Source organism: Microbacterium mitrae, assembly GCF_008017445.1.
GTDB lineage: Bacteria > Actinomycetota > Actinomycetes > Actinomycetales > Microbacteriaceae > Microbacterium > Microbacterium mitrae.
The window spans coordinates 1,219,586-1,239,355 of record NZ_VRSW01000001.1 but is presented as its reverse complement, the minus strand read 5'-3'; the positions used below and the strand labels follow the sequence as shown (position 1 = coordinate 1,239,355).

Annotated in this window: 15 protein-coding genes and 1 pseudogene; 9 read left to right on the top strand and 7 right to left on the bottom strand. The window is 64.8% G+C overall.

All coding sequences use genetic code 11. The features are described from left to right. Positions 1 to 57: 57 nt before the first annotated feature. Genes FVP60_RS05710 through FVP60_RS05700 form a run of 3 tightly spaced genes read right to left on the bottom strand, consistent with a single transcriptional unit; the run spans position 58 to position 3,196 of the window. Entirely contained in the window at positions 58 to 1,239 is a 1,182-nt protein-coding gene (locus tag FVP60_RS05710) for a metal-dependent hydrolase family protein (RefSeq protein WP_147825252.1), read from the bottom strand. A 9-nt stretch (positions 1,240 to 1,248) separates the two neighbouring features. Beyond that, positions 1,249 to 2,232 carry a proline racemase family protein gene (locus tag FVP60_RS05705; protein WP_147825251.1) on the bottom strand — a complete coding sequence of 328 codons (984 nt, stop codon included), beginning with the start codon at positions 2,230 to 2,232 and terminating at the stop codon, positions 1,249 to 1,251. A gap of 34 nt (positions 2,233 to 2,266) precedes the next feature. Then, on the bottom strand, positions 2,267 to 3,196 hold the full coding sequence (locus tag FVP60_RS05700) for an ornithine cyclodeaminase family protein (protein WP_187240575.1): 930 nt from the start codon (positions 3,194 to 3,196) through the stop codon (positions 2,267 to 2,269). A gap of 65 nt (positions 3,197 to 3,261) precedes the next feature. On the opposite strand from FVP60_RS05700, the gene FVP60_RS05695 reads away from it, so the two are divergent. From FVP60_RS05695 to FVP60_RS05685, 4 genes and pseudogenes are all read left to right on the top strand, one after another. After that, positions 3,262 to 4,704, top strand: a complete 1,443-nt coding sequence (locus FVP60_RS05695; RefSeq protein WP_246132465.1) for an aminopeptidase P family protein — start codon at positions 3,262 to 3,264, stop codon at positions 4,702 to 4,704. A gap of 126 nt (positions 4,705 to 4,830) precedes the next feature. Continuing rightward, positions 4,831 to 5,184: pseudogene (locus FVP60_RS13310) on the top strand (agmatine deiminase family protein); the annotation flags it as partial. Between the two features lie 17 nt (positions 5,185 to 5,201). Next, positions 5,202 to 5,975 (top strand): agmatine deiminase family protein, encoded by a 774-nt coding sequence (locus FVP60_RS05690; RefSeq protein ID WP_246132503.1) that lies wholly within the window; start codon positions 5,202 to 5,204, stop codon positions 5,973 to 5,975. Positions 5,976 to 5,978: 3 nt separating this feature from the next. Beyond that, complete coding sequence (locus FVP60_RS05685; RefSeq protein WP_147825249.1) at positions 5,979 to 6,827, top strand: DUF4436 family protein; 849 nt, start codon at positions 5,979 to 5,981, stop codon at positions 6,825 to 6,827. 6 nt (positions 6,828 to 6,833) lie between these two features. Here FVP60_RS05685 and FVP60_RS05680 read toward each other — a convergent pair whose 3' ends face one another. After that, the gene (locus FVP60_RS05680; RefSeq protein WP_147825248.1) at positions 6,834 to 7,583 is read right to left on the bottom strand and encodes an SDR family oxidoreductase; all 750 of its coding nucleotides are present in this window, start codon (positions 7,581 to 7,583) and stop codon (positions 6,834 to 6,836) included. Between the two features lie 214 nt (positions 7,584 to 7,797). Here FVP60_RS05680 and FVP60_RS05675 point away from each other — a divergent pair, with 214 nt between their 5' ends. Together FVP60_RS05675 and FVP60_RS05670 are read left to right on the top strand one after the other, a co-directional pair. Continuing rightward, positions 7,798 to 9,405: a sodium-dependent transporter gene (locus FVP60_RS05675; protein WP_147825247.1), complete on the top strand. Its 1,608-nt coding sequence runs from the start codon at positions 7,798 to 7,800 to the stop codon at positions 9,403 to 9,405. Beyond that, positions 9,402 to 9,536: a methionine/alanine import family NSS transporter small subunit gene (locus tag FVP60_RS05670; RefSeq protein ID WP_147825246.1), complete on the top strand. Its 135-nt coding sequence runs from the start codon at positions 9,402 to 9,404 to the stop codon at positions 9,534 to 9,536. The genes FVP60_RS05675 and FVP60_RS05670 overlap by 4 nt, the downstream gene beginning before the upstream one ends. Positions 9,537 to 10,107: 571 nt before the next feature. On the opposite strand, the gene FVP60_RS05665 is transcribed toward FVP60_RS05670, so the two are convergent. Then, positions 10,108 to 11,403, bottom strand: a complete 1,296-nt coding sequence (locus tag FVP60_RS05665; protein ID WP_147825521.1) for a malic enzyme-like NAD(P)-binding protein — start codon at positions 11,401 to 11,403, stop codon at positions 10,108 to 10,110. Between the two features lie 290 nt (positions 11,404 to 11,693). Further along, positions 11,694 to 12,602, bottom strand: coding sequence for a LysR family transcriptional regulator (locus FVP60_RS05660; RefSeq protein WP_147825245.1), 909 nt, complete (start codon positions 12,600 to 12,602; stop codon positions 11,694 to 11,696). Between the two features lie 122 nt (positions 12,603 to 12,724). On the opposite strand from FVP60_RS05660, the gene FVP60_RS05655 reads away from it, so the two are divergent. Next, on the top strand, positions 12,725 to 16,180 hold the full coding sequence (locus FVP60_RS05655) for a proline dehydrogenase family protein (protein ID WP_147825244.1): 3,456 nt from the start codon (positions 12,725 to 12,727) through the stop codon (positions 16,178 to 16,180). Between the two features lie 53 nt (positions 16,181 to 16,233). Here the strand turns inward: FVP60_RS05655 and FVP60_RS05650 are convergent, their stop codons facing one another. After that, complete coding sequence (locus FVP60_RS05650) at positions 16,234 to 16,617, bottom strand: DUF3054 domain-containing protein (RefSeq protein WP_147825243.1); 384 nt, start codon at positions 16,615 to 16,617, stop codon at positions 16,234 to 16,236. A 243-nt stretch (positions 16,618 to 16,860) separates the two neighbouring features. On the opposite strand from FVP60_RS05650, the gene FVP60_RS05645 reads away from it, so the two are divergent. After that, positions 16,861 to 17,946, top strand: a complete 1,086-nt coding sequence (locus tag FVP60_RS05645; protein WP_187240574.1) for an AraC family transcriptional regulator — start codon at positions 16,861 to 16,863, stop codon at positions 17,944 to 17,946. Positions 17,947 to 18,254: 308 nt separating this feature from the next. Continuing rightward, positions 18,255 to 19,601: an NADP-specific glutamate dehydrogenase gene (gene gdhA, locus FVP60_RS05640; protein WP_147825241.1), complete on the top strand. Its 1,347-nt coding sequence runs from the start codon at positions 18,255 to 18,257 to the stop codon at positions 19,599 to 19,601. Positions 19,602 to 19,770: the final 169 nt, after the last annotated feature.

Sequence of the window (19,770 nt, the reverse complement as noted above, 5' to 3'; positions counted from 1 at the left end):
GTTCGGGCCCGCTCGACACCAGGTCACGGCAGAGACCAAGTCACGGCTGACACCAGGTCACATCGGGATGCCGCCGCGAATCACGGCGACGCGCGCGCTCTGCTGCCACAGTGCCGATGGTTCCGTCAGTGGATTCGCCGACAGCACGACGGCATCACCGTACGCGCCAGCGCCGAGGTGGCCGAGCGCCACATCGCCGATGAGCTCGGCGTTTACGGTGGTCATCGACTGCAGGGTGGCCGCGGCGCCGCTGGCCTCGACCTGGAGGCGCACCCCCGCGAGCTGATCGTCTTCAAGATCGCCCATCAGGTCGCTACCAAACCCAACTCGCACTCCGGCTTCGTGTGCCAATTGCACGGCACGCTGGCCCAGCGACAGCACCTCGGCGTTCTTGGCGAGCGAGATGGCATTGAGGCCAATCTCGGCGCCGCGGCGATCCATTGCGTCGTACGCGGCGAGAGTCGGAACCAAGAATGCGTCGGCCGCCGCCATGAGCGCCGCCGTTTCAGCATCGATGAGGTTGCCGTGTTCGATAGAACGCACGCCGGCTGCAATCGCATGTTGCACAGCCTCCGACGAGTACGCGTGAGCGCACACGTAGCTGCCGCGGCGGCTCGCCTCATCGACAACGGCGCGCAACTCTTCTTGCGAATACTGCGGAACGCGGATCGGGTCGGTGAGGGAGAAAACGCCGCCCGAAGCCATCACTTTGATGGCGTGCGCGCCGGTGCGTAGCCGCTCCCGCACGGCAAGGCGCAGCGCGTCAACGCCGTCAACAACCTCACACATGTGGCCGTGCGAGAAGCAGACGTCGACGTGCGCGGCGCGCGGGTCGCCGTGGCCGCCGGTCTGGCTGAGCGCGGGGCCGGTGAAGTGGTATCGGGGTGAGGCAAACAGGTCGCGATCAATCGCCTGGGCGAGACCGATATCGCCGCCGGCAACATCGCGCACGGTGGTGAAGCCACGAGCCAGCGCCTTGGAGAGGCGGGTCGCGCCGTTGAGGGCCGCGTAGCTCAGCGGCCCCCGTTCGTTTTCAAACCCGTCCATGCTGGTGGCGTAGGCGTGAAAGTGCGCATCAATCAGCCCGGGAATGATCCACTGGCCGCTCGCGTCGAGCACCGGGCTCGCCGTGACCGGGGCATCGGCGACGGAACCATCGACAATAAAGAGGTCGCGCCGGTTAAAGGCGGTGCCGTCCCAGACGTGAGCGCCGGTGATGGTGAGAGAGGCGGTTCGCATGTCGTCCTTTCAACGCAGGCTAAAGCCGGTGGCGAGCGGGTCGCCGTCATCGAGTGCGAATGTTGACGCGCCTACCCGGTACGCGGTTCCGCTCACTTCGGGAATGACCCCGTCGGCCGTGCGCTCAGCGATTCGCGCGATGAAGCGCGTGCCAATAATCGAGTCGTGGGTGAGGAGCTCATCATCGGCCAGTGCGCCCGTTGCCGCCAGCAGTGCAACGCGTGCCGCGGTTCCGGAACCACAGGGACTGCGGTCCACTTCGCCGTCTGCGAAGACGGTGACGTTTCGCTGATGCGGCCCGGTTGTGGTGCGGCCGAGATCATCGAACAGGATCGTGCCGTACACGCCGGAGAGGCGATCGTCGGCGAGTTGGGCTGCCGGGTGGTCATTGAGCGCCCACTTGATCTCGCGGCCAATCGCGATGAGCTCGGCCGTGTGCTGCGGCGTCACCTGCAGGCCAACGGCTTCTGCCGCCAACGTCGCGTAGACCGCGCCGCCAAAGACCAGGTCGACCATAACCTCACCGCGCGAGGTGGGAACCACAATGCCGCGCTCCAGCACGCGAGACTCGACATTGCGAAAGACGATTTCCTCGATCTTGCCGCCGTGCATCCGCACACGCGCCTGCACGCGCCCACTCGGAACGTCAATGGTGACGACCGTCTCACCGTCGGGGTCTGCGGCGACCAAGCCGGTGCGCACCGCCCACGCCCCCAGCGCAATGGTTCCGTGGCCGCATGCGGTCGAGAAGCCATCTTTGTGCCAGAACAGCACGCCGAAGTCGGCGCCGTCGTCATCGGGCGGAGTGATGAATCCGCCGTACATGTCGTCGTGACCGCGGGGCTCTAGGCACAAGAAGCGGCGCACCTCGTTTGCCTCACCGTGCATCGCCTCGACCCGGCGTTCGGCAACGGTCGTGCCATGTGTGGGAACGTGTCGCACGATACGAAACGGCTCTCCGGCCGTGTGCCAGTCTTCTGTGCTCCATTGCATGACGGCTCTTCTTTCTCAGGTTTCGAGTGTGCTGCTAGATCGCAAGTCGGGCAACGACGAGGTCTTGCCATCCCATGCCGCAGGTCTTGACCACGCGCGGGCGGTCGGTCGCCGCGCGCGCGACGCCGGTGAAGAGTTCACTCATGGTCACCGCATCCGCCGCTGCCATGGTTCCGGCGGCGACCGCACGAATCACATCGCCGGCCTCGGTGGCGGCGACGCGTCGACTCTCGACAACGACCTGCGAGCGGCCAAGAAGCTGCGGATCAAGCTCAGCTTTTTCGGGCTCGTGAGAGCCAATGGCGACGACGGTTGCGTCGTCTCGCACCAGCTCTGCGGCGAACAGTGGATCAGTGGCGGAGGTGGCGCACACGATGAGGTCGGCCCGGCGCACGTCATCGATCGTGCCCGGCACGATGTCTGCGGCGGGCGCGTACTGTTCTGCCGCGCGCACGGCGTCGCCGACTCGGCCAGCATCGCGCCCGATAAACCGCACCGTGCGCAGCTGTCTGATGGCCTGCATGGCTTCGACATGGCGCACGGCTTGCGGGCCGGTTCCGAAGATCACGAGATCGCCGGCATCGCTACTCGCCAGGAGGTCAACGGGGGCGGCAGACACCGCGGGGGTCCGCAGGCTCGTGAGCGCCGTACCGTCGATGATCGCCGTGGGCGTCAGTGTCTCGGCGTCGACCAAGATATACAGGGCTTGAATACGCTCGCGGCCACGCGCCGGGTTGCTGGGTGCCACCGTCGCAAATTTTTGGCCGACGGAACCATCGAGTGCCGCGGGCATGAGCAGGAGTTGGCCGTTGGTTACGTCTTGAATGCTGCGCGGCAGGTCATTTTCTGGGTCGAAACCACCGCGGAGAGCATCACCGATGGCGGTGATGGCGGCGCGCATGCTCACGCGGCCCGTGAGTTGTGCGCCATCGACGAGGATGAGATCGGTGATGACATCTGGCATAGACGCCATGTTAGTGGGTGGTGTGTAATATGTCACGTATTGCAATGGTGCTGTGAGAGGAAGTCATGTCTGGTCATCACGAGACCCCGGTTTCATCAATGCCGTCACCGGCCGAGCGCGATCTGCGCATGCCGAAACTGACTCTGTCTCCCGGGTTCATTCGCTCGATGCAGACCGGCTGGGGCGAAGCGGATCGCACGCCCATGGTTCCGGCGGGCGCGGCTGCTGCGGCTGCCGCACATCGCGCGCGACTGTCTGCCGCGTTTGTCGGGCAACGCCTCGCGGTGGCATCGGGTCGTGCCCCGATGCGTGTGAATGACTGTGCCTACGATTTTCGCGCCGACAGTGACTTCTTGTGGCTCGTCGGTGCGGGCATTGAAGACGCCGTGCTCGTGCTTGACCCCGTTGCGGGTGGGCACGACGCGACGCTCTACTTTCCCGCTCCCTTCCGACCGGGCGATGACGGCTTTTGGAGCGCGCCGCTTCGCGGCGAGCTGTGGGTGGGCCCGATGCCCGGATTCGCGGAATACGCCGACGCCCTCGCCATCACCACCCGGCCGATCGATGAGCTTCGCCTTGACGCCGCAACGCTGATCGCGGGCACGCCCACTCACACCGGGCCCGCGGCCGAACCCTTCGCGGGCCTCGGCCTCGCCCCCGGGCTGCGACGCGTGCTTGGCGAACTGCGCATGATCAAAGACGCGTGGGAGATCGACGAACTGGCTTCAGCCGTCTCGGCAACCGTCGACGGCTTCGCGGCGACCGTTGCCGAGGTTCCGTCTGCCGTGCGCTTTGGCGGCGAACGCTGGCTGCAAGGAACCTTTGACCGCCACGCGCGCACGGTGGGCAACGGCCCCGGGTACACCACGATCGTTGGCTCGGGCGCGCACGCGCCGATTCTGCACTGGGTGCGGGCCGACGGAGACGTTGACCCGGAGGCGCTGCTGTTGCTTGATATGGGTGTGGAACGGTGCTCCGGCTACACCGCAGACGTCACGCGCACCTTTCCTGCCTCGGGATCGTTCACCTCGGTGCAGCGCCAGGTGCACGACCTCGTGGAGCGCTCGCACCGCGCGGGCCTTGCCGCCGTCGGGCCGGGGCGAGAGTGGAGCGACTTTCACGTGGCGTCCATGGAGGTACTCGCCCAGGGACTGCACGATTGGGGTCTTCTCGATGTTTCTGTCGACGAGGCGCTCTCGGCAGACGGCCAGCAGCACCGCCGCTACTTGGTGTGCGGTGTGGGGCATCATCTCGGCCTCGATGTGCATGACTGCTCCACCTCAAGCTACGCGGCCTACCAGGGTGCTCGAATGCAGCCCGGCATGGTGCTCACGGTCGAGCCTGGGCTCTACTTTCACTCGTTTGACCTCTCGATTCCGCCCGAGCTTCGTGGCATCGGCGTGCGCCTCGAAGACGACCTGCTGGTGACCGAAACCGGTTCACAGCTGCTGTCAGCCGACCTACCGATCGATGCCAGCGGCATCGAGGAGTGGATGCGCGGGCTCTGAGGCGCGCCGCAACCGCACCCGTGCCCGGTGCGCCCGGGTGCTCGGCGCGCCACGGCTCGGCGATGGTGTTGGGGGGGGGCGTGCTGCCCGTAGTGTGTGAAATCACTGATACCGAAGGGTGCACGCATGGGTGACTTCTCGATCTCGCGGCGGAGCTTGCTGACGCTGGCCGGCGTTGGCCTGTTGGGCGCCAGCGTCGCCGGATGCGCACCGACCTCGTCAGGCAATCGGCCAACCTCGGGTGGGGAGAACACGATGACCGGAACCAGGAGATTGGGCGCGGAGTGGGAGAGCCACGAGCTCACCATCATGTCGTGGCCGACCGCACGCATCTGGGGTGATGATTTGCCCTACGTGCGCGAAGACATCGCGAACCTCGCGGCGACCATCGCCGAATTTGAGGCCGTGATTCTGATGGCATCGCCCGGCGACGAAAAAGATGCCGAGTACCAGGCAGGCAAGAACGTCGAAGTGATCACCATGCCGGTCGATGACCTCTGGGCGCGCGACACGGTTCCGGTGTTCGTCGAAGGCGCAGACGGCGTGACCGGCGTCGATTCAACTTCAACGGCTGGGGCGACAAGCAGGAGCACGCGAACGACGCGCTCGTCGGGGCGGCGCTGCTCGAAGAGTTGGGCATTCCGCGGTTGAAAGCGAACCTGGTAGCCGAAGGCGGTTCGCTAGAAACCGATGGACTCGGCACCCTGCTGGTCACCGAAAGCTCGATCGTGAACGACAACCGCAACCCGGGGCTGTCGCGCGATGAAATCGAGGCGCGGCTGATGGAACTGCTGGGCATGAAGAAGGTCATCTGGTTCGACGGCGTGTACGGCGAAGACATCACCGACGCGCACATTGACTCGCTGGTGCGTTTTGTGGCGCCCGGCGTTGTGCTGCTTGATGTGCCGGGGCCGGGAGCGCCAGACGACGTATGGGCGCGCTCCAGCGCCCAGGCGCGCGACGTGCTCGATGAGGCCATCGACGCGAATGGTGAACCCTTCGAAGTCATCGAGCTGCCGCAGCCGGACTTCTCGCTCATCCGCGGTGAGGGTGACGATTTCCTCGCGTCGTACGTCAACTTCTATGTTGCCAACGGCGCGGTCTTCGTTCCGGAGTTTGGTGACAAGGCGGCAGACCGCGAGGCGCAAAACATTTTGGCCGAGCAGTTTCCGGATCGGGAGATTGTTCCGGTGGCTATCGACACCATCGCCTCGGGCGGCGGTGGCATTCACTGTGCGACGCACGACCTGCCTGGCACGCCTGAGGACTGACGCATGACAACAACCGCGAATCGTCGCCCTTGGATTGTCGGCGCGGCGATCGCCATCGTCGCCATCGCGATGATCGTCGTTGTCGCCGTGTGGTCGCAGTCCAGCGGAGGCGCCAAGGTCGTTGATGTCGGATCGACCGCCTCGGCCGACCGTGTCGATATTGAAGCCACCGTGATTCGCGTTGATGCCGCCAGTGGCGAGCTCACCCTGCGGCTGCTGGTCATTCCGCGCGGCAGCCTCACCACCGAGGCCGGGCTTTCTCCCGGCGAAGACCTCGAGATTCTCACCTCCGCCGCCGTCAAGACCGACCCGTTCTTTCCCGCGGGCGAGCGCATTCCCACGGTTGACGTTGCCGTCGTGCTGGGCGGCACCGGCATTACCGCGTACCCCTTCGATCGGCACACGGCGCCCATCGAACTCACCGCGCGCTATGGCGGACGCACCGTTGACGTTCACCTCACGCTCACCAACCGTGACGCGCTGTTCTCCGCCTCGGCCGAAGCCTTCAGCGAGTCGCAGACCGCGATCGTCGATCTTGAACTTCGCCGCTCTGGCAGTGTGCTCACCTTCGCCATCTTCATGATTGCTGCGATGTGGGCACTCGCCATTGCGGTCGCCACCGGCGCCTGGTTCGTGGTCTCCCGCCGCCGCGGTTTGGTGTGGCCCGCGCTCGGCTGGATGGCAGCGACCCTGTTCGCCATCGCAGGTTTTCGCAATGCCGCGCCCGGCTCCCCGCCCATCGGCTCGTTGATCGACTATTTGGCCTTCTTCTGGGCAGAAGCCGTCATCGCAGTGTGCGTGTTTACCGTGGTGACGGTCGGCGTCAGCGTCGAACGCACCCGCGAAGAGTAGCCACTCTCAGGGGTGGGTCGGCTGTTCGGCGAGCCACTCATCGAACGTCACCGTGGTTTGCAGAGCCGCATCGGTGCCGCGCAGATCGCCGGACGCGAGATTGGCGCCATACCGGCCGGGCAGACGCACCTCGATCGCGCGGCGGCGTTCGCCCCGGTGCGCGAGGTACTTGCGCGCCAGATCTACCAGCACCTCATCGCGCGGGCCGACCAGGTCGCGTGACCGACCGGTGGGCGCCGAATCGGCAACTTCGAGAAGGTGCACGGCAACGTCGTGCGCGGCGACGGGGCGCATGAGGGTGCGCGGAACCAGGGCGAAGGGGCCGTTGCTTCCCGCCAGAATCTGCGCGGCGAATTCGTGAAACTGTGCGGCGCGGGCGATCGTGTGTGGCACCGGGGAGGCTTCAACGAGGCGCTCCTGCTCGAGCTTGCCTGCGTAATACGACGCGTCGGCGTTATCGATCCCGACGATGGACAGTGCGACATGGTGGCCGACGCCGGTGCGTTGCGCCGACGCCAACAAATTGCTGGTTGCCGTCCCGAAAAACGCGCGTGCCTTCTTGGCCGATAGCGTCATGGTGTTGGTCACATCGATCACGGCATCTGCGCCTGCCAGCGCCGCATCCAGTCCCTCACCGGTGAGCACGTTGGCTCCGGTGCTGCGCGCGAGCGGCGCCATGTCATATCCGCGCTCCCGACCGGCCGCAACGATCAGCTGCCCAATGGTTCCGGTGCCTCCGGCGACCACAATCTTCATGACAGGCTCCGTGCCGTGGCGCGGCGGCCGGCGACCAGCCACCACCCCATGTCGTAGCCGCTGGGAATGAGCGGCTTTACTGCTTCTGGCATGGAGTCTTCCTTTGTCGTGAGGCCTGCCGATAGTGTGCCACGGCACCTCGGGGCGAGCCAACGACCGACCGCTGGGCGCGGGAGTCTCGATTACCGGTGGCTGCTCGGGTAGGGTCACTGACATGGCCAAAGCAAAGACGCAGCCCAACCGTCGTGAGGCGTTCGGATCCCGAAACGTCTTCATCCTTGCCGCGATCGGCTCCGCCGTCGGCCTCGGAAACATTTGGCGTTTTCCGTACGTCGCCTATGAGGGCGGTGGCGGTGCGTTTCTGATTCCGTACCTCTGCGCGCTACTCACCGCCGGAATCCCGCTCCTCTTTCTCGACTACGCCATCGGCCACCGCTACCGCGGTTCCGCGCCGCTCGCGTTTCGTCGTATGCATCGGGCAGCGGAACCACTGGGCTGGTGGCAGGTACTCATTTGCGTCGTGATTTCGGTGTACTACGCCGTCATCGTGGCGTGGTCGGTGATGTACACCTGGTTCTCCGCCCAACTCAGCTGGGGTGCTGGCAACGAGCAGGACTTCTTCTTCTCCGACTTCTTACAGATGGGGGACCCGAAGGAAGGCATCTCCACCACCTTCGTGCCGCAGGTCGGGGTTCCGCTCGTCATCGTGTGGATCGTGGTGATTGGCATCATGATTCTGGGCGTCAAGCGCGGTATTGGCGCGGCGAACATGATCCTCATGCCGCTGCTGACCGTGATGTTTCTCATCCTGGTGGTGCAGGCGCTGTTCTTGCCCGGCGCGCTCGACGGCCTGAACGCGTTCTTCGAGCCCAACTGGGAGGCCCTGCGAGACCCGGGCGTCTGGGCTAGCGCCTACGGACACATCTTCTTCTCACTGTCGGTGGCCTTCGGCATCATGGTGACGTACTCGTCATACCTCAAGCGCAAGACCGACCTCACGGGCTCTGGCCTGGTCGTGGCCTTCGCGAACTCGTCGTTCGAAATTCTTGCGGGTATCGGTGTCTTCGCCGCTCTCGGCTTCATGGCCCAGGCGGCTGGAACCCAAGTTGCAGATGTTGCCACCTCCGGCATCGGGCTCGCCTTTATTGCCTTCCCGACGATCGTTTCGCAAGCGGCAGGAGGCAGCATCATCGGGGTGCTGTTCTTCGGGGCGCTGGTCTTTGCCGGCATCACCTCGATGATCTCGATTCTTGAAGTGATCGTCTCCGCCCTGCAAGACAAGCTCGGCTGGAGCCGAATCAGCACCACGCTCGTGGTGACGATTCCGCTGGCGATCATCTCGATGGCGCTGTTCTCCACGACGAGTGCGCTGGTCGTGCTCGACACCACAGATGCGTTTGTGAATGCGTTTGGCATCATGGCGGTGGCCTTCGTCACCGTGATCGTGGTGTCGTGGGTGCTCTTCAAGCTCCCGGTTTTGCAGGAGCACCTCAACCGTCGCTCCAGCTTCCGCATTGGCATCCTCTGGCGCCTCCTGGTGGCTGTCGTGGTTCCGATCGTGCTCGGCTACCTGCTGTTCAGCGAATTCCAGAAGAAGCTGACGGAACCATATGAGGGCTACCCGGTATGGCTGCTGGGCATCTTCGGCTGGGGAATGGTTGCGCTGCTGGTGGTCGGTGGCATTCTGCTGTCGCTGCTGCCGTGGAGCGCGAAGTCGCACGCGAAAGACGACCCAGGGTACGACGAATTCCTCGCGGTAGAGGCGTATGAACCCGACCCAGAAACCGGGTCGGTGCGCGTTCAGAAGGGACCGAAGCGATGAGCACTGAAGCGACCATCATGATGATCGTTGCCATGGTTACCGTCTGGGGCGGGCTCGCGGCCGGCATCGTGAACCTCGCACGTCACCCCGAGGTAGAAGACAACGAACCGATGCCGCCGGTGGAACTGTAACCTCGGTTCGTTGCGAGGCACCCGGATGCCCGGATGCCCGGATGCCCGGATGCCTCGCAACTTGGCGTCGATGCCGGAGGGTTGGGTGGCCCGGGGGCTCGGTCGCGTCCACAGGGCAGCGAATGGAAACGGTACCCCGCCCCCGCCCGCCCAATGGTTCCGCCCGCAGTGGTTCCGCTCGTGCCCCCGCGCAAACGGTGCCCCGCCCCCGCAGCCCGCGCAGTGGTTCCGCCCGCTCCGTGGTTCCGCCCCCGCCTTGCGTCACGTCGGAGATGTTGCCGCTCGACACCCGAAACGCCGGGGAAGCGCCTCATTCGTCACAGAGGTTCCGACAAACGACAAACGGAACCACTGAGTTGTGTTTCGAAGACCAGGCGAAGATTCGGGTCGGTCGTTCTCCGGCGCCAGGCGCTGCCGCCTCAAGCCGCGACCGTGAGTGTTGTCTGAGGTCGGGAAGGGTGGGACTGGTGTGACGAATCCGCGGCGTGGCGGGGAACAGCGGACAACATCTCCGACGTGCGCCGCACGACTCGTCTCGGGCGCGGCGTGTTCTCGCTGAACGGGCCGGCCGCTAGCCGAAGGGGATGTCGTCCGTCGAGGCGAGCGGGTAGTGGGCGGGGTAGGGCCGCAACGCCACACCGCAGTCAACGGCGGCGCGAGCGACGGCGGCGGAGATGGTTCCGAGCAATCGCGGGTCAACGGGCTTGGGCAGGATGTAGTCGGGCCCAAAGGTGAAGTGCTCGCCCTCATACGCGGCCTCCACCTCGGCGGGAACAGGCTGGCGAGCGAGGTCGCGAAGCGCCAACACCGCGGCAACCTTCATCTCTTCGGTAATCGCCGTGGCCCGCACATCGAGCGCGCCGCGGAAGATGAACGGAAACCCCAACACGTTATTGACCTGATTGGGAAAATCGCTGCGACCGGTCGCGATGATGACGTCTGACCGCACGGCCTTGGCCACGTGCGGCAAGATCTCTGGGTCAGGGTTAGCCATGGCAAACACGATCGGACGCTCGGCCATGGAGCGCAGCATGTCTTCGCTCAGCACGCCAGGGCCAGAAACGCCGAGGAAGATGTCGGCGCCAGCAATGGCGTCGGCAAGCGTGCGGTGCTCGGTGGTGCGGGCAAACTCCCGCTTGAACGTATTGAGGTCGGTGCGGTCAGCATGCACCACGCCGCAGCTGTCGACCAGCGTGAGGTTTTCGGCGGGAAAGCCGACGGCGCGCAGCAGGCGGAAGGTCGCGATACCGGCGGCGCCGGCCCCGGCACACACGATGCGCACCTCCGCCATGTCTTTGCCCTGGATCTCAATCGCGTTCAGCAGTCCCGCAACCGCGATCACCGCGGTTCCGTGCTGGTCATCGTGAAACACCGGAATGTTGCACCGCTCGATGAGACGGCGCTCAATCTCGAAACAGTCGGGTGCGGCGATGTCTTCGAGGTTGATGCCGCCAAACGTTGGTGAGATCGCGGCGATCGCGTCAACGAACTTGTCGATGTCGCGCTCCTCCGTCTCAATGTCAATCGCGTCGACACCGGCGAAGTGGCGAAACAGCAACGCCTTGCCCTCCATCACGGGCTTGCTGGCGAGCCCGCCCAGCGCACCCAAACCCAGAATCGCGGTTCCGTTGCTGATCACCGCCACCAGGTTGCCCTTGTTCGTGTAGCGATACGCATCGTCAAGATCGGCGGCAATAGCGCGCACCGGGGCGGCGACACCGGGGCTGTACGCGAGGGTCAGATCGCGGGCGTTCTCCGCGGGCTTGGTGAGCGTGACGGCCAGCTTTCCCGGTCGCGGGTGCTCGTGGTAGGCGAGAGCGTCGATCGTCAGCTGCTCGGCGGGGGTGGTGGTGCGAATGGGATCCATGATGGTCACGTCGGTTCCTTACGGCAAGGCGAGAACGCCAGAAATACGCCGCATGCTGCGGCAACGAAGGAGTCGAACCGGCGGCAGATACTCCGTCAGGTTCACCGACGAGAAGAGTGAGCCTCATCGGCAGGTGCGTGATCAGATCGACCGTGCACCGAGCCAGCGCTGTTGAGCGCGTGAGAATCACCATAGGCAACGAATCGCGCAATGCGGCGCGATTTTCTGGCTCTGTTGAGAGAAGTTCTGCCGTGCCGTCACAAACGCGAAAGAACCGCGTTTTTTGCGCCTCAGGCTGCCGGTACGTGTTCGCGTGCGACCGCTTCGAGCGTTTCGCGCAGGGCGACGATGGCACCGCGACCGGCGCTCGACTCGCGCGTCGAGGTGAAAATCGTGCGCCGAGGCTGATCTGGCAGGTCGATCAACGTACAACTGGGGCTTTCGCCCGCCCACTGCAGATCGGGAATGAAGGCCACCGCGTTGCCCGAGCGGATCAGGCGAATCTGCGCCTGTAGGTCGGCGGTTTGATAGCGCACGTCAGGTTCGAACCCGGCACTCCGGCAAGCCTGCTCGGCAAAGTGGCGAGAGGCGGCACCGCGAGGTTCCATGACCCACGGAACCAGGGCGGCGTCGGCGAGCGATGAGATCGGGTCGAAGGTGCTCGCGCCGGGCGGCACGGCCAGACGAATCGCGTCGCGCAGAAGTTCTCGTCGATCCAGCCCCGGATACCAGGCGGCGGCGTGAACCGGATACTGTTCGGCGACCACGAGATCGAAGTCGCGGGCCCACGTGTCGGCGAGCGCGGTCTCGGGCTCGTGCTGCGTCATCTCGACGCGCACCTCCGGATGCGTTTGGTGCATGCGAGTGAGGGTGGTGGGCAGGAGTGCGAGCATGGCCGACTGGAACACCGCCATGCGCACGGTGCCGGAGATGGTCGTCAGCGACGCCGAGAGATCGGCCTCCGCCCGCTCCAGCGTGTCGAGCAGCTCATCGGTGTGGCGTGCCAAAATCTCGGCCTGCGGCGTGAGCTGCACGCGGCGACCGACCCTGCGCAATAGCTCCACACCGGTCTCCTGCTCCAGCAAACTGAGCTGCTGTGACACGGCCGACGGGGTGAAGTTCAGCGCCTCGGCCGCAGCCGCAATGGTTCCGCGTACCTGCACTTCACGCAGCAACCGCAATCGTCGAACATCGAGCATGGTGACCTCCTCGCCATTCTTAATGGTAGCTAATCATTACTCGTTAGCTTTCGTCGCTTTTGCTTATGCGTCGGGGTGTTCATAATCAAGATGACGTACTTCTGCCATAACCAAGGAATGCCATGACAGCCGTTGCCGCACAGGCGCAATCCGGATCAGCCGGACTCACCACTACCGAGCGCGACGCGCTCGCGAACGAGGCCATCGCGCTCGTTCATCGTTGGCTTGAAACGGCCGCGTCGATTCCGCCTGACGTTTCTGGTCAGCGCCTGGCCGGCGTGCTGAAAGACCCCAACGGCCTCGACTTCACCGTGGGGTTTGTTGACGGCGTTGTGCGCCCAGAAGACCTCAAGGTTGCCGCCCACAACCTGCGTCGCGTCGCGCCCCAGGTTCCGGCGTTCCTTCCCTGGCCGCTGCGCGCCGCCGTGCGCCTCGGCGGCATCGCTGCGCCCATCATGCCCGGCGTCGTGGTTCCGATCGCCCGCAAGGTGCTGCGCAACATGGTCGGCCACCTCATCGTTGATGCCACCGACGCCAAGCTCGGCGCGGCCATCTCGCACATCAAGAAGCCCGGCATTCGCCTCAACATGAACCTGCTCGGCGAGGCTGTGCTTGGTAGCAAAGAGGCAAGCCGCCGCCTGGACGGAACCATTGCTCTCGTTGAGCGCGCCGACGTTGACTATGTGTCAATTAAGGTGTCATCGACCGTGAGCCCGCACTCGCCGTGGGCGTTTGAAGAAGACGTTGACCACGTTGTCGCGAGCCTCACGCCGCTGTTCGAGCGCGCAGCCGCCGCCAGCCCGGCGAAGTTCATCAACCTCGACATGGAGGAGTACAAAGACCTCGACCTCACGATCGCGGTCTTCACCAAGCTTCTCGACAAGCCGGAGTTTCACAACCTTGAGGCCGGCATCGTGCTGCAGGCCTACCTGCCTGACGCTCTCGCGGCGATGATTCGCCTGCAGGAGTGGGCGGCCGTTCGTCGCGCCAACGGTGGTGCCGCGATCAAGGTGCGCGTCGTCAAGGGTGCCAACCTCCCGATGGAGCACGTTGACGCATCGCTGCACGGCTGGCCCGTCGCGACGTGGCACACCAAGCAAGACTCAGACACCAACTACAAGCGCGTGCTGGAGTACTCGCTTGACCCCGAGCGCATCCAGAACGTCAAGATCGGCGTTGCCGGCCACAACCTCTTTGACATTGCGTTCTCGTGGCTGCTGGCGAAGCAGCGCGACGTGACGGGCGGCATCGACATCGAAATGCTGCTCGGCATGGCACAGAGCCAGGCCGAGGCCGTCAAGCGTGACGTGGGCGAACTGTTGCTCTACACCCCGGTGGTGCACCCGCAGGAGTTCGACGTTGCCATCGCATACCTGATTCGCCGCCTCGAAGAGGGCGCCAGCTCCGACAACTTCATGTCGGCCGTGTTCGAACTGAGCGAAAGCGCCGAGCTGTTTGAGCGCGAGAAGCAGCGCTTCCTCGCCTCTCTCGCAGACCTGGACACCACGGTTCCGGGCGCGCACCGCGTGCAAGACCGCACCCAGGCGGCCTCCCCGGCAGCGACTGACCACTTCGAGAACACCCCAGACACCGACCCCGCCGTCGCCGCAAACCGCGGCTGGGGTCGCGAGATTCTGGCGAAGTCGGAGACCTCGGCCCTCGGCCAGGCAACGGTTGACGCTTCGGTCATCGCGACCGAGGGTGAGCTCGACACCGTGATCGATAGCACCGTGGCTGCCGGAACCTCGTGGGGCACCATGAGCGGCGCGGAACGCGCCGCGATTCTGCACCGCGCTGGCGACGCCCTCGAAGCGCGCCGCGCCGACCTCATGGAGGTCTCCGCCGCCGAGACCGGAAAGACGCTTGACCAGTCTGACCCGGAGATCTCAGAAGCGATCGACTTCGCGCACTATTACGCCGAACTCGCCAAGGAGCTCGACGACGTTGACGGCGCCACCTACGCGCCCGTCAAGCTCACCGTCGTGGTTCCGCCGTGGAACTTCCCGGTCGCCATTCCCGCAGGCTCGACGCTCGCCGCGCTCGCGGCAGGCTCGCCCGTCATCATCAAGCCCTCCCGTCAGGCTCGTCGCTCTGGTGCGGTCATGGTGGAGGCGCTGTGGGAGGCTGGCGTGCCGCGCGATGTGCTGTCGTTCGTGCAGCTGGCCGACAACGCTCTCGGTGAGCGCATGATCTCGCACCCGTCGGTGGAGCGCGTGATCCTCACCGGCGGCTACGAGACGGCCGAACTGTTCCGCTCGTTCCGCAAAGACCTGCCGCTTCTTGCCGAGACCAGTGGCAAGAATGCCATCATCGTCACGCCGAGTGCTGACCTTGACCTCGCGGTGAAGGACGTCGTGGCATCGGCCTTCGGCCACGCGGGTCAGAAGTGCTCCGCCGCTTCGCTCGTCGTGCTCGTTGGTTCCGTCGCCACGTCGCAGCGGTTCCGCAACCAGCTTCTCGACGCCGTCAGCTCACTTGCCGTTGGCTACCCGGCCGACGCGACCACGCAGATGGGCCCGATCATCGAGCCCGCTCGCGGCAAGCTGAAGAACGCGCTCACGTCGATTGAGTCGGGTCAGACCTGGTTGATTGAGCCGCGTCAGCTTGACGACAGTGGCAAGCTGTGGAGCCCGGGCGTGCGCGATGGCGTGCAGCGCGGTAGCGAGTATCACCGCGTCGAATACTTCGGCCCGATTCTCGGCATCATGACCGCGAAGACGCTCGACGAGGCCATCGCCATCGTCAACGACATCGACTACGGCCTCACCTCTGGTTTGCACTCGCTGGATGCTGGCGAAATCAACCAGTGGCTCACCCACATTGAAGCAGGCAACCTCTACGTCAACCGCGGAACGACGGGTGCGATCGTGCAGCGTCAGCCGTTTGGTGGCTGGAAGAAGTCGGCCGTCGGCGCTGGCACCAAGGCCGGTGGTCCGAACTACCTCATTGGCCTCGGAACCTGGACGCCTGCCGAAGCTCGCATTGCACCGGCATCGACGATCACTCCGCTCGAAGACGCGTTCGGTGGCACCCCCGCCGAGCGCGCCATGCTCGCGCGCGCCTTTGCTAGCGACGCTCAGGCGTGGGCGGCCGAGTTTGGTGCGGCCACTGACCGCTCCGGCCTGAGCGCCGAGCGCAACGTGTTCCGCTACCGCCCGCGTCACGCACACGTTCGCCTCTCCGAGGGGCAGCCGCTCGTCTCGCTGATTCGCGTGTTGGGTGCTGCGAAGCGTGCGGGCGCGACCGTCACCGTCTCCAGCGCCGTCGCGGTTCCGCGTCACGTGGCGCAGGCCGCTGGGCATCTCGTTGGCGATGTCACGGTTGAAAGTGACGAGGCCTTCGCCGCTCGCGTTGGCGCTCTGGGGCACGACCGTTTCGGCACGCGGATTCGTCTGATCGGTGGAACCACCGAGCTGGTGGCCGAGGCAACGAACGGATCGCCTGATGTTGCGATCTACGCGGGTGCCGTCACCGAGGCCGGCCGCATCGAGCTGCTGCCGTTCGTGCAGGAGCAGGCCGTGTCGGTCACGGCTCACCGCTTCGGAACGCCGAACCACCTCACCGACGGCTTCTTGTAAGCCGCAGATAAAACCGGCCCAGCGCTCGCGCGCTGGGCCGGTTTTCTGTTGGGCTAAGCCCGGCGTTTGGTGGCGAGCGTCGCCACCAAACGCCACCCGAGCAGAAACACCGCCAGCGTGATCGTGGCGACGATGATGAAGGGCACGGCGGCTGTGTCGCCGCTGAGCACGCGAATACCCAGCCCGCCCGCTGCGGTCACGAGCCACACCACGACGCCGGTGGGCACCAGCGCCGTCGGGCGGCGCCAGCCGAATGACACCAGCCACGCGATCGCAAGAGCGACAACAAAGGGCCACGCCGTGGTGATGAGTCCAACGCCGAATGGCGTGGTGTCGTGAGACGCGCGACCGATGGCGGCGAACGCGACCACCAGAGCAAAGTCGACGAGAAACGACAGCATCGCGGTCTTCGCGGCGGGGCGTGAGGGCGTGGTCATGGTTCCATTGTCTCAAGTCGATCCCGGGGCTCGCGCGGCCCGCATCATCAGATGTTTCGGGTGCTGGATCCGATGTGGAACCGTCCCACAAATGTCGATTATCGGGGTAGGCTCAGGGGAAATGAATCTTGGGGGGTTCATCAAACACTCTTTGCGCGCACCCGAAACTGCGTGAGGCATCGTTTAGTGGCCCTCGCGGCGACGTCGACGGCGTTGCTACAGCACCAATGGGAGAGGTGTGGCATGAGTTTCACGGGGGAGACACCGGCAGCGGATCACTCGGCAGCCGGCGACCTGTTCGCGATGGCCGACGTCATGCTGTGGGGAGACGGCGCGGCGGCTACCGAAATGCGCATCTGGCGAGGGCGTCGGCTCACGCTCTATCGGCACCGCGGTGAGGGGCTCAGCCTTCGTCGCGACAACCACCACCTGAGCGACGAGTTTTCTTCTAACCTCGCACTCGGATTCATGCACGACGGGGCGATGACCTCGGCAAGCGACGGGGAGACGGTGACGCAGCGCCCGGGCGATGTCTCGTCGTTTCGCATGGACCGGCCGCTCGAGGCACGGATGGAGTCGGGGTCATACCTGACGTATGTGCATGTCCCGCTTCGCTTCTTGGAGTCTCGTGGCATCGACACTCGCCAACTCAACGCACAGGGGTGGCCGGCTTGCGCGATGTGTCACGCCATCATCGACCTGGCGACTCGCATTTTCGACGAGGCAACTGACGAAGAGGCGCTCGTTCTGGAGACCGGAATCGCCGAGATTCTCGTCGGTGTGCTGGCGTTGCACGACTCCGATCCGCACGCCGAAGACGTAACGCAAAAGACTCGACTGCGCGCGACGCAGCTCATCGAAGAGAACTACACCGACGTCGATCTCGACGCCGACCGAATTGCGGCCGCGCTTGGAATTTCGCGGCGCTATTTGTACGGATTGTTCGAAGGTCGTGGCGCATCCATCGCCACCATGATTCGTGACCGCCGCGCCGCCCACGCGGAGTGGTTGTTGGTCAACGAGCCATCATTTTCGATTCGACGCATCGCGTACCTGTCGGGCTTTGGCAGTGAAGACCGCCTATTCCGCACGTTCAAACAGATCACGGGGGAGTCGCCGTCCTCCTACCGCCGGCGCCACACCACCTACGATGTCGCCGCGCAGGTCCGCGAAAGCGGGTATGCCAACACATTGCCCGTTGCTCAGTCGCCCGTGTTGCCGGCGGCTCAGCCGGCAGCTCAGACGGCAGCGGTCCCGATGGCTCAGACGGCCGCGGAGCCGATGGCTCATGTCATGAGCGCTGATCCATCGTTCAGTTTCGGGCCCTAGTTACCAGGGCCCCTCAGTCCCGGGGAGCCGTAGTCCCCGGGGAGCGGTCGCGTCACAGCGCGGTCGCTGCCCGGAGCGGATATGTCGCGGTCGCGAGGGGTATGCTCAGAGAACTGCGGCCTCACCGGTGATGCCTTGGCACTGATGCGTTTCGTGCATGGTCGACCCCGGTCGGCGCGAGCGCAGCAGCTGTGTGCGAGGGAGTGATCCTCCTCTCGCTACGAGGCCGCGAACTGCTCCGGCACTCCTGGAGCCCCTCCCCATGTCTGCAAGCGTGAGTGCTTGCACCGAGTTGGATTGCAGTTTCTATGTCGCCTGTGCACGATCGCCTTGTTTCGATCTACGACGAAGTCGTGGCGCGAAACCCCGGCGAAGCAGAGTTTCACCAAGCCGTTCGTGAGGTCTTTGAAAGCCTCGCTCCCGTCATTCAGAAGCGCCCGGAGTACACCGAATCTGCGATTCTGCAGCGCATTTGCGAACCGGAACGCCAGATCATCTTCCGGGTGCCGTGGACGGACGACAACAACCGCGTGCAACTGAATCGCGGGTTCCGCGTGGAATTCAACTCGGCACTTGGACCCTTTAAGGGCGGCCTGCGCTTTCACCCCTCGGTGTACCTCGGCATCATCAAGTTCTTGGGCTTCGAGCAGATCTTCAAGAACGCGCTCACCGGCATGCCCATCGGCGGCGGCAAGGGCGGCTCTGACTTTGACCCCAAGGGGCGTAGCGACCACGAGGTCATGCGTTTCTGCCAGTCCTTCATGACCGAGCTGTACCGCCACATCGGCGAGTACACCGACGTTCCTGCCGGTGACATTGGTGTGGGTGGGCGAGAAATTGGCTACATGTTTGGCCAGTACAAGCGCATCACCAACCGCTACGAATCGGGCGTGCTGACCGGCAAGGGCATCGGATGGGGCGGCTCGCTCGTGCGCACCGAGGCCACGGGCTACGGAACCGTGTACTTCGTTCGCGAGATGCTGAAGGCCTCAAACGACTCGTTCGAAGGCAAGCGCGTGGTTGTCTCGGGCTCCGGCAACGTGGCGATCTACGCGGTTGAGAAGGTGCACCAGCTGGGCGGCACGGTAGTGGCAATGAGCGACTCGTCCGGCTACATCGTCGACGAGAACGGCATTGACCTGGATCTCGTGAAGAACATCAAGGAGGTGCGTCGCGGGCGCATCGACGAGTACGCCGCCGAGCGCGACGCGACGTTTGTCGCAAACGGGTCGATCTGGGATGTGCCGTGCGATATCGCGCTGCCGTGTGCCACGCAAAACGAACTCGATGAGACCGCCGCCATCACCCTGGTCAAGAACGGCTGCATCATCGTTGCCGAGGGTGCCAACATGCCGTGCACTCCCGAGGCGACGCGCGTTTTCGTGGACGACCCCACCCTGCGGTTTGCACCCGGCAAGGCCGTGAACGCCGGTGGCGTCGCGACGAGCGCGCTGGAAATGCAGCAGAATGCGTCACGCGATTCGTGGAGCTTCGAATTCACCGACCAGCGCCTCGCCGCCATCATGAAAGACATCCACGACAGCTGCCTCACTACCGCCGATGAGTATGGCGCGCCTGGTAGCTACAGCACCGGCGCCAACATCGCCGGCTTCTTGCGCGTGGCCGATGCAATGAGCGCGATGGGCGTCGTTTAGCGGCTCACGGGCTGGCGACTGAGATGCAAAACGGCGGCGCGAGAGGTGACTCTCGGCCGCCGTTTTTTCGTGCGCTCGCCGTCTTCGTGGTTCCGACGCCTCCCGCTTCGTGGTTCCGGCGCCCGCCGCTTTCATTACCGTCTGTACGCGTTTCATGTCGCGGGCATAG